We start from the raw sequence: 13,472 nt of genomic DNA, 5'->3' as shown, positions 1-13,472 counted from the left end.
GCGATTGCAGGCCGAAGGGTGCATTGCGGCAAAAGTAACGTCATCCTAAACTCGGAACATGGCCACGCGGATACGAAGGGACAGGGGACAAAGATGGATCGAACGATCCTGACAGAGTCGGAATTTCCCGATGTCGACAGGAAGCAATGGCTGGAGTTCGTTGCCCGCTCGCTGGGCAAGGACACCGACTACAATTCTCTCAGCCATCGCAGCGACGACGGCATCGGCATCGAGCCGCTTTACGAGCGCGCCGCCGGCGCAAGTCCCTTGCCGCGTCTCGAACCGGGCGCCTCCTGGACGCTCGTCCAGCGCATGGACGACCCCGACCCGGCACGGGCCGCAGCCCAGGCGAAGGAGGACCTGGCACAGGGCGCTACCGGCCTCTCCCTCATCTTTGCCGGCGCGCCCAACGCCTTCGGCTACGGTCTGCCGGCAAGTCCGGATGGGCTGCGCGCCGCGCTTGCCGACGTGCTTCTGAGGAACGTCCATCTGCGCATCGACGTGCATCCGAACAGCCGCGCTTCCATCGACTGGCTGGTGCAGGTGCTGCGCGACAAACGCGCAGATCCCGCCCGCCTCAGCCTCTCCTTCGGTATCGACCCGGCCTCGCTCTTCGCCGGCACGGGAAGGCTGCGCATGTCGATCGAGGCACTGGAGGCTTCGATGCCGCAGTCGCTGGCCGGCTTCTTTGCGCTGGCGCTGCCCGGCATCCTGCTCGAGGCGGACGGGCGCGTTTTCCACAATGCCGGGGCAACCGAGGCGCAGGAGCTTGGCATCATGCTGGCTTCCGCCGTCTCGCACTTGAGGATGTTCGAGGAAGCGCGCCAACCGCTGGTCTATGCCGCCCCGCATATCGGCTTCGCGCTCAGCGTCGACCAGGACCAGTTTCTGTCGATGGCCAAGATCAGAGCGCTACGCAAACTGTGGGCGCGCATGCTGGAGGCCTGCGCCATCGATCCGATGCCGGTCGCCATCCACGCCGAGACCTCCTACCGCATGATGACGGCACGCGACCCCGAGACAAACATTCTGCGCACCACCATCGCCGCTTTCGCGGCAGCCACGGGCGGTGCCGATTCCATCTCAGTCGTGCCGCACACCATCACCCACGGCCTGCCCGACGCCTTCGCGCGAAGGCTGGCACGCAACACGCAGCTTATCCTCGAAAAGGAATGCCAGCTTGATTTCGTCGCCGACCCGGCCGCCGGCTCCGGCGGTATCGAAGCGATGACGGCCGGGCTGTGCGAGAAGGCGTGGGAGGAGTTCCGCCGCATCGAGGCCGAGGGCGGGGTGCTCAGAAGCCTCGCCGCCGGTCATATCCAGAAGCGCGTCGCCGCCGCCCGCATGGAGCGGCTCGGTAAGGTTCGCGAGGGCGAGCATAAGATCATCGGCACGACGGTCTACACGATGGACCGGGAGCGCCCCGTCGCCACGCTTGCCGCCGAGCGGCAGCCCATGCCGCGCGACGGGGCGGTGGCCTGCGATCCCCTGCCCGCCTCGCGCCTCGACGAGGGGCTTGGAGAACCGGATGATTCCTGACTTTTCCGTCCTCGCCTGGTCTCCACCGGCGAAGGCGAGTGGCGAGTGGCCGCAAGGCCGCCGCGACACGCCGGAGGGCATCCCCATTCGCCGCGCCTATGGCGAGGACGACCTGAAGGACCTGCCCTTCCTCGACACCTATCCTGGCCTGCCGCCATTCGTCCGCGGCCCCTACCCCACCATGTATGTCCGCCACCCGTGGACGATCCGCCAGTATGCGGGCTTCTCAACGGCGGAGGAATCGAACGCCTTTTACCGCCGCAACCTCGCAGCTGGCCAAAAGGGCCTTTCCGTCGCTTTCGACCTTGCCACCCATCGCGGCTACGACAGCGACCATCCACGCGTGGCAGGCGATGTCGGTATGGCAGGCGTGGCGATCGATTCCATCCTCGACATGCGTCAGCTCTTCGACGGCATCCCGCTCGACAAGATGACGGTGTCGATGACCATGAACGGCGCCGTGCTGCCGATCATGGCGCTCTACATCGTCGCGGCGGAGGAGCAGGGCGTCGCCCAGAAGGACCTCGCGGGCACCATCCAGAACGACATCCTCAAGGAGTTCATGGTCCGCAACACCTATATCTACCCGCCCAAGCCCTCGATGCGGATCATCTCGGACATCTTCGCCTATACGGCGCAGCACATGCCGAAGTTCAACTCCATCTCCATCTCCGGCTACCATATGCAAGAAGCCGGCGCGACGGCGGACCTGGAGCTGGCCTACACCATCGCCGACGGCATCGAATACGCCCGCGCCGGCCTCAGTGCCGGCCTTGACATCGACTGCTTCGCCCCGCGCGTCTCCTTCTTCTGGGCCATCGGCATGAACTTCTTCATGGAAGTGGCCAAGATGCGGGCGGCGCGGATGCTGTGGGCAGCCCTCGTCAAGAAGAATTTCACACCGAAGGATCCCCGCTCCCTGTCGCTGCGCACCCACTGCCAGACGTCCGGCTGGTCTCTCACCGCGCAAGACCCCTACAACAACATCGTCCGCACGATGGTGGAGGCGATGGCCGCCACCCAGGGCCATACGCAGTCGCTCCACACCAACTCCTTCGACGAGGCGCTGGCGCTGCCGACGGACCATTCCGCCCGCATCGCGCGAAACTCGCAGCTCGTGCTGCAGGCCGAATCCGGCACCACGCGCATCGTCGATCCGTGGGGCGGCTCGGCCTTCGTAGAGCGGCTGACGCATGACCTCGCCGCTCGCGCGCTTTCCCATATCGAGGAGGTGGAAAGCCTCGGCGGCATGGCCGCGGCCATCGAGAAGGGCGTGCCCAAGCTGCGCATTGAGGAAGCGGCCGCCCGCACCCAGGCGCGGATCGATTCCGGCGAGCAGGCCGTCATCGGCGTCAACCAGTTCCGGCCTGGGACCGACCACGAGGTTGACGTTCTCAAGATCGACAACGCCGAGGTGCGTGCGCGCCAGCTTTCCAAGCTGCAGCAGTTGAAGGGCACGCGCGACGTGGCGGGCGTGGAAAGCGCCCTCGGTGCGCTCACCAAGGCCGCCGAACAGGGCCAGAACCTGCTCGAATTCGCTATTCGCGCCGCACGCGCCCAAGCGACGGTCGGCGAGATTTCCTACGCGCTGGAGAAGGTCTTCGGCCGCCACGTGGCGGAAATCCGCACCATCTCCGGCGTCTACCGAAAGGAGATTGGCGAGAACGAGGCCGTCGCCGAGGTCGAGGAGAAGGTTACCACCTTCCGCGAGAAAGCCGGCGCGCCGCCCCGCATACTTGTCGCCAAGATCGGTCAGGACGGCCACGATCGAGGCCAGAAGGTCATTGCCACGGCTTTCGGCGATCTGGGCTTCGACGTCACGGTGGGCGCCATGTTCCAGACGCCGGAAGAAGTGGCGAAGCTCGCTGACGAGGAGGACGTGCACGTGATCGGCGTCTCCTCGCTGGCCGCCGGCCACCTCACTCTCATCCCCGAGATGAAAGAGGCGCTACAAAAGCGCGGCCGCGACGATATCCTGATCGTCGCCGGCGGCGTCATCCCGCCGGACGACCTCGACGCCGTGCGGCAAGCCGGGGTGGCCGAAATCTTCCCGCCCGGCACCGTGCTCGCGGATGCGGCGGGACGGCTGATCGATGCGCTCCTTGAACGTCTCTGAAACTTTCAGCAGCGATAATGGTCTGATATTCAGCCTCGGCGCGTCTTTCGAGGAGACAACGCCATGATCCAGGTCTTCTGCATCGAAGGTGACTATCTTCGCCGGGTCGACCCGAAGCCGGGCGAGGCCCTGCCCGCCGACACCCTGTGGATCGATCTCCTCAACCCTTCCGCCGAGGAAGACAAGGCGGTGGAAGCCTGGACGGGGGCCGCCATCCCGACCACCGAAGACATGGCCGAGATCGAGGAATCGAGCCGCTTCTATACGGAAGGGGGCGTGAAGTATCTGACCGTGCCCATCCTCCACAAGGTCGACATGGGGCACCGGAAGATCGCCCCCGTCTCCTTCGTGCTCACCGGCAGGCTGCTCGTCACGGTACGCTATAGCGAACCCAAGGCGATTGACTTCTATATCGGCCGCGCCACCAAACCCGGCAGCGGCCTCCTCGGCCCCAAGTGCAGCGGCCGCTCGGTCATGCTTGGCATCATCGAGGCGACCACCGATCGGCTGGCTGATATCCTGGAAGGCGTGACGGAGGAGATCGAGACCGCCTCGCAGGCGATCTTGCAGAGGCAAGCCGCCGAACGCCCAATGAGCACCAAGGAGTTCCGCCGCCTGCTGACGCGGATCGGCAGCCAAGGCGCCTTTCTGTCCAAGGTGCGTGAGAGCCTGTCGGGCATCAGCCGGCTGCTCGCCTATGTCCAGGTGGCGGCGGAGGCCGAGCCACGCAAGGAGACGCGCACCTGGATCAAGTCGCTGGAGCGCGATACGCAGTCGCTGGAAAACTACGTCGACTTCCTGTCGAACAAGATCACGTTCCTGCTCGACACCGTCGTCGGGCTCATCTCGGTGGAACAGAACGCGATCATCAAGATATTCTCCGTCGCCGCCGTCGGCCTGATGCCGCCGACGCTGATCGCCTCCATCTACGGAATGAACTTCCATTTCATGCCGGAGCTCGACGAGCCCTGGGGCTATCCGGTGGCTCTGGGGATCATGGTCCTGTCGGCCATCCTGCCGCTGTTCTATTTCCGCCGGAAAGGGTGGCTGTAAGGCCGCAAACGCTCCCTCATGCCGGCAAAGGTTCGACCTCGATCGTGAGATGGGAGAGCTGGTGAATGTGGGCGAGCTTGCTGCGATACTGGGAAGGGCTCTTGGGCGCGCGCGTGGCAAGCGAGACGATGGCGCCGTGATGGCCCGGCCCCAGCCGCCAGACATGCAGATCGGTGATCCGGTCGCCGTCCGTCTCGATCGCGGCGCGTATCTTCTCAGGTAGGTTTTCGTCCGGCGGGATGTAATCGAGCAGAACGGCACCCGCATCGCGAATCAAGCCCCAGGACCAGCGGGCGATCACGAGCGCTCCGACAATACCCATCATCGGATCGAGCCAGATCCAGCCGAACATGCTTCCGGCCGTCAAGGCGACGATGGCAAGGAGAGACGTCAGAGCGTCGGCCAGCACATGCAGATAGGCCGCACGCAGGTTATGATCCCGGTGCCGCCCGTGATCATGGGCGTGATGATCATGGGCGTGATGATCATGGAAATGGCCCCCCCTGAGTAGCCAGGCCGAGACAAGGTTGACGATGAGGCCGAGCACGGCCACGGAAATGGCCTGCGGAAAGCTGATGTTCACGGGATTGAGAAGGCGCAGAAGGCTCTCCCAGCCGATGAGCAACGCGATCAGCACCAGCACGATGGCGCTGGCAAAGCCCGCGAGGTCGCCCAGCTTTCCGGTGCCGAAGGTGAAACGCGGGTTGCGCGCGTTGCGCCGCGCGAAGAGGTAGGCGAGCGCGGTGATCAGCATGGCACCGGCATGGGTCGACATGTGCCAGCCGTCCGCGACCAGCGCCATGGAGCCGTAGATGGTCCCGGCGGCGATCTCGGCCACCATCATGGTGGCAGTGAGCGCGATGACGAGCCACGTCCGACGTTCGTTGCGCCGGTGATCGTCACCGAGAAACACATGGTCGTGCGTCAGGTCCGAGGATGGCCGAGGAGGGATATCGCTCATTTCAAGTTCCTTCTGACGACCTCGATCAGTTGGGTCGCGCTACGACGCGTCGATCTTGCTTCAGGGAATGGGGGAAGCCAACCCTTGCCGGCGCAGCGCATGATGTTATATCCTGCGTTATAACATAAGGAGCCGGCCATGAACGTTACCATCCGAAAGATCGGCAATTCCGAGGGCGTTATCCTGCCCAAGGAACTGCTCGCCCGGCACAATCTGAAAGCCGGCGATGTGCTAAATGTGGTGGAGGAGGGTGAGCGACTGGCTCTTCAGCCGGTCGATGACGCTTTCGAGCGGCAGTTGAAGGCCGCACACGAGATCATGGATCAGTACAAAGTCGCGTTGCAGAAGCTGGCCGAATGAGCTGGGAGTTCCTCTCCCCGCTGGCGGTGGAGGCTATGCACGCAGAGCAATTGCGCCGCCATGGCGGCGCCCACGGCATCAGAGACGACAACGCCCTCGAATCAACGTCGGCGCGTGCCGAGAATAAGGCTGCCTACGGCGAACCCGATGTTTTCACGCTGGCAGCGGCCTATGCTTTCGGCCTTGCCCGCAACCATGCATTCGTAGACGGCAACAAGCGCACGGCAATCGTCGCGGCAGGCACCTTCCTGCTCCTGAACGGCTACCGCATGACCGCTGATAACGGCACGGTCTACGCATTCGCCATGTCGCTGGCCGCCGGCGAGGTCGACGCGGATGGCGCGGCGGCTTTCTTTCGCGACTATGCAGCTGCCGTGAGTGTCGACCTAGGTCAGTGAGATGCAGTGAGGGGGGTGAACCTCGCCCCCTACTGCAGCATATTCTTGACGATGCCGCTCGCCTTGCCGAGGTCCATTCGGCCGGGGAACTTCTCCTTGAGCGCGTTCATGCAACGGCGCATGTCGCGCAGCCCGTCGGCGCCCACCTCGTGGACGACTTCTGCACAGGCCTTCTTCATGTCGTCCTCGCCAAGGAGCCGGGGCAGGAATTCGGCAATGATGCCGATTTCCTCGCGCTCCTGCTCGGCGAGTTCGAGGCGGTTTCCCTCCTCGAAGCCCTTGGCCGATTCCTTGCGCTGCTTCACCATGCGGATGAGGATATCCATGATGTCCTCGTCGCTCACCGGGTCCTTGCCGGCTCCGCGATTGGCGATGTCGCGATCCTTGATGGCCGTCTGGATCAGACGCAACGTCGAGATGCGTCGTTTGTCCTGTTCCTTAACGGCGTCTTTCAGCGCCTGGGCGATTTTCTCGCGCATGGCATTCATCTCCCGTCGCAGTGGCGACCATACCGCCGACTGACTTGTGACGCAAACCGTTTCGCTATCTTGTAAGTTGCTGGGATTCTTATGTTAATCGGACACAAGCAATTCCCGAGCGGTAATTGACCGCTTGCTGGCCTTCGTCTATCGTCCGCGCCTTGCATGGACATTAACTGTGTTGGCAAGGGACTGCGGCTTTACGCCATCTCCCTTCGCATGTCGCCGGGCGATATGGCGCACGGCGGAACATATTTCAAGGCCTCCCTGTAGATGGAGATTCTAAATGGCAATGACAAGCGCGCCCTGGGGTGAGACCAAGCCGACGGCGCTGCTCGTCTTGGCCGACGGCACGGTGATCGAAGGATACGGGCTCGGTGCCGTAGGCTCGGCCGTGGGCGAGGTGTGCTTCAACACAGCGCTCACCGGCTATCAGGAAATCCTCACCGATCCCTCCTACGCCGGCCAGATCGTCACCTTCACCTTTCCACATATCGGCAATGTCGGCGCGAATCACGAAGACATCGAAGACCTGACGCCGGCTGCCCGCGCCGGCGCAGTGGGCGCCATCTTCCGTGCCGACATCACCGAACCGTCCAACTACCGTTCGGCCGAACACCTCGACGAATGGCTGAAGCGCCGCGGCATCGTCGCCCTGTCGGGGGTGGATACGCGGGCGCTGACCGCGCTCCTGCGCGAGAAGGGCGCCGCCAACGCGGTCATCGCCCATGCACCGGACGGAAAGTTCGACGTGGAGGCGCTCATGGCCGAGGCGAAGGCCTGGAGCGGGCTCGTCGGCTTGGATCTCGCCAAGCAGGTCACCTCCGGCCAGTCCTCCACCTGGCGCGAGACCCCCTGGGTTTGGGGCGAGGGCTTTGGTACGACCGGTGAGACCGCACTGCATATCGTCGCCGTCGACTACGGCGTCAAGCGCAACATCCTGCGCCTGCTTTCAAGCCTCGGCGCCGAGGTGACGGTGGTGCCTGCCACCAGCACGGCCGAGGACATCCTGGCCATGCACCCGGACGGCATCTTCCTGTCCAACGGGCCCGGCGATCCGGAGGCGACGGGCGAATATGCCGTGCCGATGATCCGCGAGCTTTTGAAGAGCGATGTTCCCATCTTCGGCATCTGCCTCGGCCATCAGATGCTGGCTCTGGCGCTCGGTGCCAGGACCGTCAAGATGCATCAGGGCCACCATGGCGCCAATCATCCGGTCAAGGATTTCACCACCGGCAAGGTGGAGATCGTCTCCATGAACCACGGCTTCGCGGTCGACAGCGACAGCCTGCCCGAGGGCGTCGAGGAAACACACGTTTCCCTCTTCGACGGCTCCAATTGCGGCATCCGCCTCGTCGGGCGTCCCGTCTTCTCGGTCCAGCACCACCCGGAGGCCTCCCCCGGCCCGCAGGATTCACACTATCTCTTCCGCCGCTTCGTCAACCTGATCCGCGAGAAGAAGGGCGAGCCGGCGCTGGCCGAGCGTTAGGGTTCTATTGTCCTCTCACCCGCGCCGCCCGGCGGCGCCTGAAGGGGAAGGCCAGCGTCTTGTAGAGGCCGAAGCCGGCGAGCAGCCCGGAGACTGTCCAGATCATGCCATGCGCCGTCAGCGGCACCGCCGGCTCGAAGTCCTCTACGGCGCCCTTCAGCACGTCACCATCAGGATTGACCAAAACCGCCAAGGGGCGCAGCGAGAGCGGCCACTCGGCGAGGCGCACAGCCTGCCGCTCCAGATGCTCGAAGCGCTCGATGACCCGGCGCATGGACAGGCCGCGATCGCGCAGGAAGGGCTCCTCGGCATCGCTGTAGACGGCCAGCGCCTCGTCACGCTGCAACTCATGGCTGGCCGCATCCTCCTCGAACCGCGCCACGACTTGGGCAAGCTCCTGCAGCGCCCCGTGGAGCCGCTGACGGTACTGCTGCGCTAGTTCAGGCGCCTGCGAGGTCGCCGCCCCACCGGCGAGCGAGACCAGGAGGGCCAGAACCGTTCCAACTCTCATCATTCCGCAATCCCCCTTCGGAGCAATCGATGATCAAATGGGTCCGTTGAACGTATCGCAATCCGTCGGCCGGCCGCTTTCGATCCCGCGCGCGAACCAGCGCCGCCGCTGTTCCGACGTACCGTGGTTGAAGCTTTCCGGCACCACATAACCCTGGGTTCGCCGCTGCAAGGTGTCGTCGCCGATCTGGTTAGCCGCGTTCAACGCCGCCTCGATGTCGCCCTCCTCCAGAAGACCTTTTTGCGCCGTGTGATGCGCCCAGACGCCGGCGAAGCAGTCGGCCTGCAGTTCGACGCGGATGGACATGGCGTTGGCCTCGGCCTGGCTCATGCGCTGGCGCATCTGGTTGAAGCGCGGCAGCACGCCGATCACGTTCTGCACATGGTGGCCCACCTCGTGCGCCACCACATAGGCCCGGGCGAAATCGCCAGCCGCGCCGAAGCGGTTGGCAAGTTCGCTGAAGAAATTGAGGTCGAGATAGACCTTCTTGTCGCCCGGGCAATAGAACGGGCCGCTGGCGGAAGAAGCGAAGCCGCAGGCCGATCTGATCTGCCCTCCGAAAAGCACCAGCGAGGGTTCGGGGTAGCTGTTGCCTTCGGCCTCGAAGAGGTCGGTCCAGACATCTTCCGTCTCGGCAAGGACCACGCGCACGAACTGGCTCATCTCGTCGTTCGCGGTACTGCTCTCCACGGTCCCGCCACTGGGCGCGCCGGGGCCTTCGGCCAGCATCTCCATCGGATCGATGCCCAAGGCGCGCAGGCCGAAAAACAGGACGACGAGAATGATGAGGGAGGACAGGGACAGGCCGCCGCCACGCCCCGCCCGCCCTATGGGCAGGCGTATCCGACCGCCAGGAAATGCACTTGCGCCGGACCGCCCTCGTCGGTCCTCGACATTCGCGCTTTGGCGACGCCCTCTCCAGCGCATGAAGACTACTCCCGATTTCCACGCCCGCGCCCGACGGGATGAAGGTTAGCCGAAGCGGCTTACGAAGTCATGGCCGTTGTTTACCTCACCCGCTCAAGCCGGGCGGCCGCGTTCGGCGCGATGTCGTGCAAAGCGGAGACGGGCTTCCACATGGCAGCATGGACCTCCTCGCGCTGCGCTCTCAACGGCAGGCGCGGGTCGGCCGTGAAAAGATACTGCAGGTCGTGGTGGAGGTGCGGTGCCTCGCCGCGCGCGGCCTTGCCCGGCACCTCATGGCTGTCGATGTTGAAGGGCAGATCCCCATCCAGGTGCCAGCCATGCAACGCGAGGCCGGCGACGCCGGTCTCCTCCACCGCCTCGCGCGCCGCCGACCGGTAGAAGCGTTCCGCCGGCTCATAGTGCCCGCCGGGCTGCAGCCAGCGGCCGAGGGCGATGTGGTCGATCAGGAGAACCTGCGCATGATCGGGCGAGACGACGATGGCGCTGGTGGTCACGTGCCCCGGCATGGTGGCGCGGTCGTCGAGCGCATGCCGCTCGGCAATCTGCCAGCGCAGCACGGCCAGATGCTCATGCGGCGCGGCGACTTCAGCGCGATAGCGGGAGACGAGTGTTTCGAGGCGGGCGAGAAAATCGGGAGTGGCGGTCATGCCGCTTCATAGCCGATTCCCACCCTCGCCGACGAGACAGGCTCGAAGGGGCGCGGCATCCAACACTCTCAGGTTCACCCGCCCAAAGCCCCCGCCGGCCTGAGGCCGCCGACCTCGATGCCGCGCCAGTTCCTCAGCGCCGGCCGCGCCATCGCCGCAAGAGCGGCGCGCAGCGGGTCGCCCTCGGGAAGGAGGTCGCGCAGCATCGCGGCGACCATCACTTCGGCGGCACGCCCGGCGCCGTCGTCGCATTTGAGCGCGATGCCGAGGCCGCGTTCAGGGATGGCGGCGCAGAAGACGCCCTCCGCGCCTCCCTTGGTGAAAAGACGCCCCCTGCCCGCCTCCATCATCGCCGTGTCGGCGCGGCCCGTGCCAGCGACGTAGAAGGGCTCGGCCATGCAGGCGGCGAAGATGCGCCTTGCAGCGGCGGCACGTGTGTTGGAAAGGCCAGTGCCCGTCGCCATGCGGGCGAAGCCGCGGGCGAGGTTCTTCAGCGGCACCGCATAGGTGGGGATGGAGCAGCCGTCCGTGCCGCAGGCGTCGACGCCGTGGGCAGCGCCGGTCACCGCTTCCAGCGCCTCGCGCACCATCTCCTGAACGGCATGGTCGTGGCCGACATAGCCATGGTGGTCAATGCCACTATGCGCACACGTGCACAGGAAGCCAGCATGCTTGCCGGAGCAATTGTTGTAGAGTTGCGTCGGCGCGCCGCCTGTGCGGGCGAGCATGAGCGTGGTCTCGTGGTTCGTCGGCCAGTGGGCGCCGCATTCATAGGCCGTATCGTCGAGACCGGCCCTCGCGAGCATCGCTCGCGCCAGTTCGATATGCGCCGGCTCCCCGGAATGCGAAGCCGAGGCGAGCGCGATTTCGCGGTTGCCGAAGCGATAGGCCCCGGCCGTGCCGCTCTCGATAAGCGGCAGAGCCTGGATCGCTTTCACCGCCGAGCGGGGGAAGACGGGCCGTTCCACGTCGCCAATGGCGACAACCTGCCCGCCGTCGGCATCGACCACCGCCACCGCGCCACGATGCCTGCTTTCCACCACGCCGCCGCGCAGCGCCTCAACCAGAACCGGATTTGCCATGCTCTTACCAATATTGCCGGGATCAATCACTGCCGCACCATCGGCGGTTGGGGTTAAAGAGCGGGCGCCGTGCGGAAAATCAAGCATCTTGCCAGTTTTATTTTTGCCGCCTTCCTCCTGCCGGCCGGCGTTTTCGCCGGCTGGTGGTGGCTCGAGGAGCGGCCTTCCTCCTGGGGCGCCGCCGACTGGAGCGCGACCGGCATGCTGCCGCCGGCCTCGATAAGCGAGGAAGCGGCCATCTATGTGCTCGCCGCCCGCACCGGCGGCATGAAAGGCGCCCTCTCCGTTCACACCTGGATCGTGCTCAAGCCGGAAGGCGGAGACTACGAGCGCTATGAAAAGGTCGGCTGGGGTATGCCCGTGCGCCGGAACGCCTATTCGCCAGACGGGCGCTGGTATTCCAACCCGCCCTATGTGGTGAAGGCGCTTCACGGCGCCGATGCCGAACGGCTGTTCCCCGCCATGCGTGCGGCCATCGACAGCTATCCCTATTCCCACAGAGGCGACTACGTCATCTGGCCAGGGCCCAATTCCAACTCCTTCGTCGCCCATGTGGCGAGCCAGGTGCCTGAACTCGGCGCCTCGATACCGCCCAACGCCATCGGCCGCGACTACCGGCCTGGCCTGTTCGTCTTCGAGCACGATGCGGACTGGACGGACTACCGCCTCTTTCTCGGCGGCTACGCCGGGCTGGCGCTCGGACGGGATACGGGGCTGGAGCTCAACCTTCTGGGCCTCGTTGCCGGCTTCGACCTCCTGCAGCCGGCGATCAAGCTTCCCGGCTTCGGCCGTATCGATCTCTGGGCCACCGCCTCGGCTTAACCGTCACGCGGCAATCCAGCGACCGAGAATCCTCCGTCCACCACCAATGTGTGGCCCGTGATGAAGCCGGCCTCCGGCGAAAGCAGATAGGCCACCGCCGCGGCGATGTCGCGCGGCTCGGCGGCGCGGCGCTGCGGTGTCGCCTCCAGCCAGGCACGGCGGCGCTCCATGTCCTCGTCGAAAGCGGCGGTGGACGCTTCCACAAGGCCCGCTGCCACGCAATTGACACGCACGCCACGGCCGGCAAGCTCCAGCGCCATCACCTCGCTCATCAGCTTCACGCCCGCCTTCGAGGCGCCATAGGCTGCATGGCCGCCATTGGCGCGCAGGCCGCTGACGGAGGTGAGGTTGACGATGACAAGCCCCTCGCCCATGCGCGCGAGTGCCGCCTGGGAGGCAATGAAGGCACCCGCCAGGTTAATGTCGAGGACCTGGCGGAAAAGCTCCGCGCTCGTCTCCTCGAACGGCGCCTCGCGCCGTATGCCGGCACAATTGACAAGGGCGGCAAGAAGCCCCTGCGCGCCCACAGCCGCGTCGAAGGCCTCGGCGACCTCATCCTCGTCCGTGACATCGGCGGCAAGGAAGATCGCCTCCTCGCCCGCCAGAAGGTCCTCCGCCTCGGCCAGTGCCGAACGGTCGCTGTCGACCACCGCGACGTACCAGCCGTCGTCCAGAAGGCGCTCGGCCACGGCAAGGCCGACGCCTGAAGCGCCGCCGGTGATGATGGCCGCCGGGTTCATCCTGTGCGTCCCCCAGCGGAGAACCGTACCGCTGTCGCCATTGCCGACTCCTTAGCCATCCCATTGATAGCACATCCTGAGGAGGCGGTCGCGGGGGCTGAGGTCGGAACGGATAGCCGGAAATGCCGGTGCCCCTTCGCGCCCCCCTCTGTCCTGCCGGACATCTCCCCCACAAGGGGCCCACAAGGGGGGAGATTGTGCTGGCCGCTTGCTCTGGCGCCTTGTCTGCAACATCGATGATTGGCGAAACCATCCGCGACAGCCAATCTCCCCCTTGTGGGCAGGGGAATCGCATATCAGTATTTTCTTTATTGCCAAGAAGGTTTGGATGGATTCTTGAGAGGCTTT

General features: G+C 65.1%; 14 protein-coding genes. 7 read left to right on the top strand and 7 right to left on the bottom strand.

Features of this window, described 5'->3' with window-relative positions; translation table 11 throughout:
* Window positions 1–93 precede the first annotated feature (93 nt).
* From GM910_RS19505 to GM910_RS19495, 3 genes are all read left to right on the top strand, one after another.
* Complete coding sequence (locus GM910_RS19505) at window positions 94–1,539, top strand: methylmalonyl-CoA mutase family protein (protein ID WP_159590300.1); 1,446 nt, start codon at window positions 94–96, stop codon at window positions 1,537–1,539.
* A complete protein-coding gene (gene scpA / locus GM910_RS19500) occupies window positions 1,529–3,655 on the top strand; it encodes a methylmalonyl-CoA mutase (RefSeq protein WP_159590298.1) in 2,127 nt (708 codons plus the stop codon). The genes GM910_RS19505 and scpA overlap by 11 nt, the downstream gene beginning before the upstream one ends.
* A gap of 63 nt (window positions 3,656–3,718) precedes the next feature.
* Window positions 3,719–4,708, top strand: coding sequence for a magnesium transporter CorA family protein (locus GM910_RS19495; RefSeq protein WP_159590296.1), 990 nt, complete (start codon window positions 3,719–3,721; stop codon window positions 4,706–4,708).
* 16 nt (window positions 4,709–4,724) lie between these two features.
* Here the strand turns inward: GM910_RS19495 and dmeF are convergent, their stop codons facing one another.
* Entirely contained in the window at window positions 4,725–5,669 is a 945-nt protein-coding gene (dmeF, locus tag GM910_RS19490) for a CDF family Co(II)/Ni(II) efflux transporter DmeF (RefSeq protein ID WP_159590294.1), read from the bottom strand.
* Window positions 5,670–5,807: 138 nt separating this feature from the next.
* On the opposite strand from dmeF, the gene GM910_RS19485 reads away from it, so the two are divergent.
* Window positions 5,808–6,029 (top strand): AbrB/MazE/SpoVT family DNA-binding domain-containing protein, encoded by a 222-nt coding sequence (locus tag GM910_RS19485; protein WP_159590292.1) that lies wholly within the window; start codon window positions 5,808–5,810, stop codon window positions 6,027–6,029.
* Window positions 6,026–6,427: a type II toxin-antitoxin system death-on-curing family toxin gene (locus tag GM910_RS19480; protein ID WP_159590290.1), complete on the top strand. Its 402-nt coding sequence runs from the start codon at window positions 6,026–6,028 to the stop codon at window positions 6,425–6,427. The genes GM910_RS19485 and GM910_RS19480 overlap by 4 nt, the downstream gene beginning before the upstream one ends.
* A 29-nt stretch (window positions 6,428–6,456) precedes the next feature.
* On the opposite strand, the gene GM910_RS19475 is transcribed toward GM910_RS19480, so the two are convergent.
* Window positions 6,457–6,906: a GatB/YqeY domain-containing protein gene (locus tag GM910_RS19475; RefSeq protein WP_159590288.1), complete on the bottom strand. Its 450-nt coding sequence runs from the start codon at window positions 6,904–6,906 to the stop codon at window positions 6,457–6,459.
* A 286-nt stretch (window positions 6,907–7,192) separates the two neighbouring features.
* On the opposite strand from GM910_RS19475, the gene carA reads away from it, so the two are divergent.
* On the top strand, window positions 7,193–8,395 hold the full coding sequence (gene carA / locus GM910_RS19470; RefSeq protein ID WP_159590286.1) for a glutamine-hydrolyzing carbamoyl-phosphate synthase small subunit: 1,203 nt from the start codon (window positions 7,193–7,195) through the stop codon (window positions 8,393–8,395).
* 4 nt (window positions 8,396–8,399) lie between these two features.
* Here the strand turns inward: carA and GM910_RS19465 are convergent, their stop codons facing one another.
* From GM910_RS19465 to GM910_RS19450, 4 genes are all read right to left on the bottom strand, one after another.
* Entirely contained in the window at window positions 8,400–8,909 is a 510-nt protein-coding gene (locus tag GM910_RS19465; protein ID WP_159590284.1) for a DUF2937 family protein, read from the bottom strand.
* A 30-nt stretch (window positions 8,910–8,939) separates the two neighbouring features.
* Window positions 8,940–9,833, bottom strand: coding sequence for a KPN_02809 family neutral zinc metallopeptidase (gene ypfJ, locus GM910_RS19460; RefSeq protein WP_159590282.1), 894 nt, complete (start codon window positions 9,831–9,833; stop codon window positions 8,940–8,942).
* 80 nt (window positions 9,834–9,913) lie between these two features.
* Window positions 9,914–10,480: an NUDIX hydrolase gene (locus GM910_RS19455; RefSeq protein WP_159590280.1), complete on the bottom strand. Its 567-nt coding sequence runs from the start codon at window positions 10,478–10,480 to the stop codon at window positions 9,914–9,916.
* Between the two features lie 74 nt (window positions 10,481–10,554).
* Window positions 10,555–11,562 (bottom strand): asparaginase, encoded by a 1,008-nt coding sequence (locus GM910_RS19450; protein WP_159590278.1) that lies wholly within the window; start codon window positions 11,560–11,562, stop codon window positions 10,555–10,557.
* A gap of 69 nt (window positions 11,563–11,631) precedes the next feature.
* Here GM910_RS19450 and GM910_RS19445 point away from each other — a divergent pair, with 69 nt between their 5' ends.
* Window positions 11,632–12,384: a DUF3750 domain-containing protein gene (locus GM910_RS19445; RefSeq protein WP_246226228.1), complete on the top strand. Its 753-nt coding sequence runs from the start codon at window positions 11,632–11,634 to the stop codon at window positions 12,382–12,384.
* Here GM910_RS19445 and GM910_RS19440 read toward each other — a convergent pair.
* Window positions 12,381–13,124: an SDR family NAD(P)-dependent oxidoreductase gene (locus GM910_RS19440; protein WP_159590276.1), complete on the bottom strand. Its 744-nt coding sequence runs from the start codon at window positions 13,122–13,124 to the stop codon at window positions 12,381–12,383. The genes GM910_RS19445 and GM910_RS19440 overlap by 4 nt on opposite strands.
* Window positions 13,125–13,472: the final 348 nt, after the last annotated feature.

This window comes from Chelativorans xinjiangensis (assembly GCF_009812055.1).
Lineage (GTDB): Bacteria > Pseudomonadota > Alphaproteobacteria > Rhizobiales > Rhizobiaceae > Chelativorans > Chelativorans xinjiangense.
Note: the sequence above shows the minus strand (reverse complement) of the source record. Positions and strands in the feature narration are given on the sequence as shown.

Coding starts and splice junctions, on each gene's coding strand:
- GM910_RS19505 (WP_159590300.1), top strand. CDS start 94: ATGGATCGAACGATCCTGACAGAGTCGGAATTTCCCGATGTCGACAGG.
- scpA (WP_159590298.1), top strand. CDS start 1,529: ATGATTCCTGACTTTTCCGTCCTCGCCTGGTCTCCACCGGCGAAGGCG.
- GM910_RS19495 (WP_159590296.1), top strand. CDS start 3,719: ATGATCCAGGTCTTCTGCATCGAAGGTGACTATCTTCGCCGGGTCGAC.
- dmeF (WP_159590294.1), bottom strand. CDS start 5,669: ATGAGCGATATCCCTCCTCGGCCATCCTCGGACCTGACGCACGACCAT.
- GM910_RS19485 (WP_159590292.1), top strand. CDS start 5,808: ATGAACGTTACCATCCGAAAGATCGGCAATTCCGAGGGCGTTATCCTG.
- GM910_RS19480 (WP_159590290.1), top strand. CDS start 6,026: ATGAGCTGGGAGTTCCTCTCCCCGCTGGCGGTGGAGGCTATGCACGCA.
- GM910_RS19475 (WP_159590288.1), bottom strand. CDS start 6,906: ATGCGCGAGAAAATCGCCCAGGCGCTGAAAGACGCCGTTAAGGAACAG.
- carA (WP_159590286.1), top strand. CDS start 7,193: ATGGCAATGACAAGCGCGCCCTGGGGTGAGACCAAGCCGACGGCGCTG.
- GM910_RS19465 (WP_159590284.1), bottom strand. CDS start 8,909: ATGATGAGAGTTGGAACGGTTCTGGCCCTCCTGGTCTCGCTCGCCGGT.
- ypfJ (WP_159590282.1), bottom strand. CDS start 9,833: ATGCGCTGGAGAGGGCGTCGCCAAAGCGCGAATGTCGAGGACCGACGA.
- GM910_RS19455 (WP_159590280.1), bottom strand. CDS start 10,480: ATGACCGCCACTCCCGATTTTCTCGCCCGCCTCGAAACACTCGTCTCC.
- GM910_RS19450 (WP_159590278.1), bottom strand. CDS start 11,562: ATGGCAAATCCGGTTCTGGTTGAGGCGCTGCGCGGCGGCGTGGTGGAA.
- GM910_RS19440 (WP_159590276.1), bottom strand. CDS start 13,124: ATGAACCCGGCGGCCATCATCACCGGCGGCGCTTCAGGCGTCGGCCTT.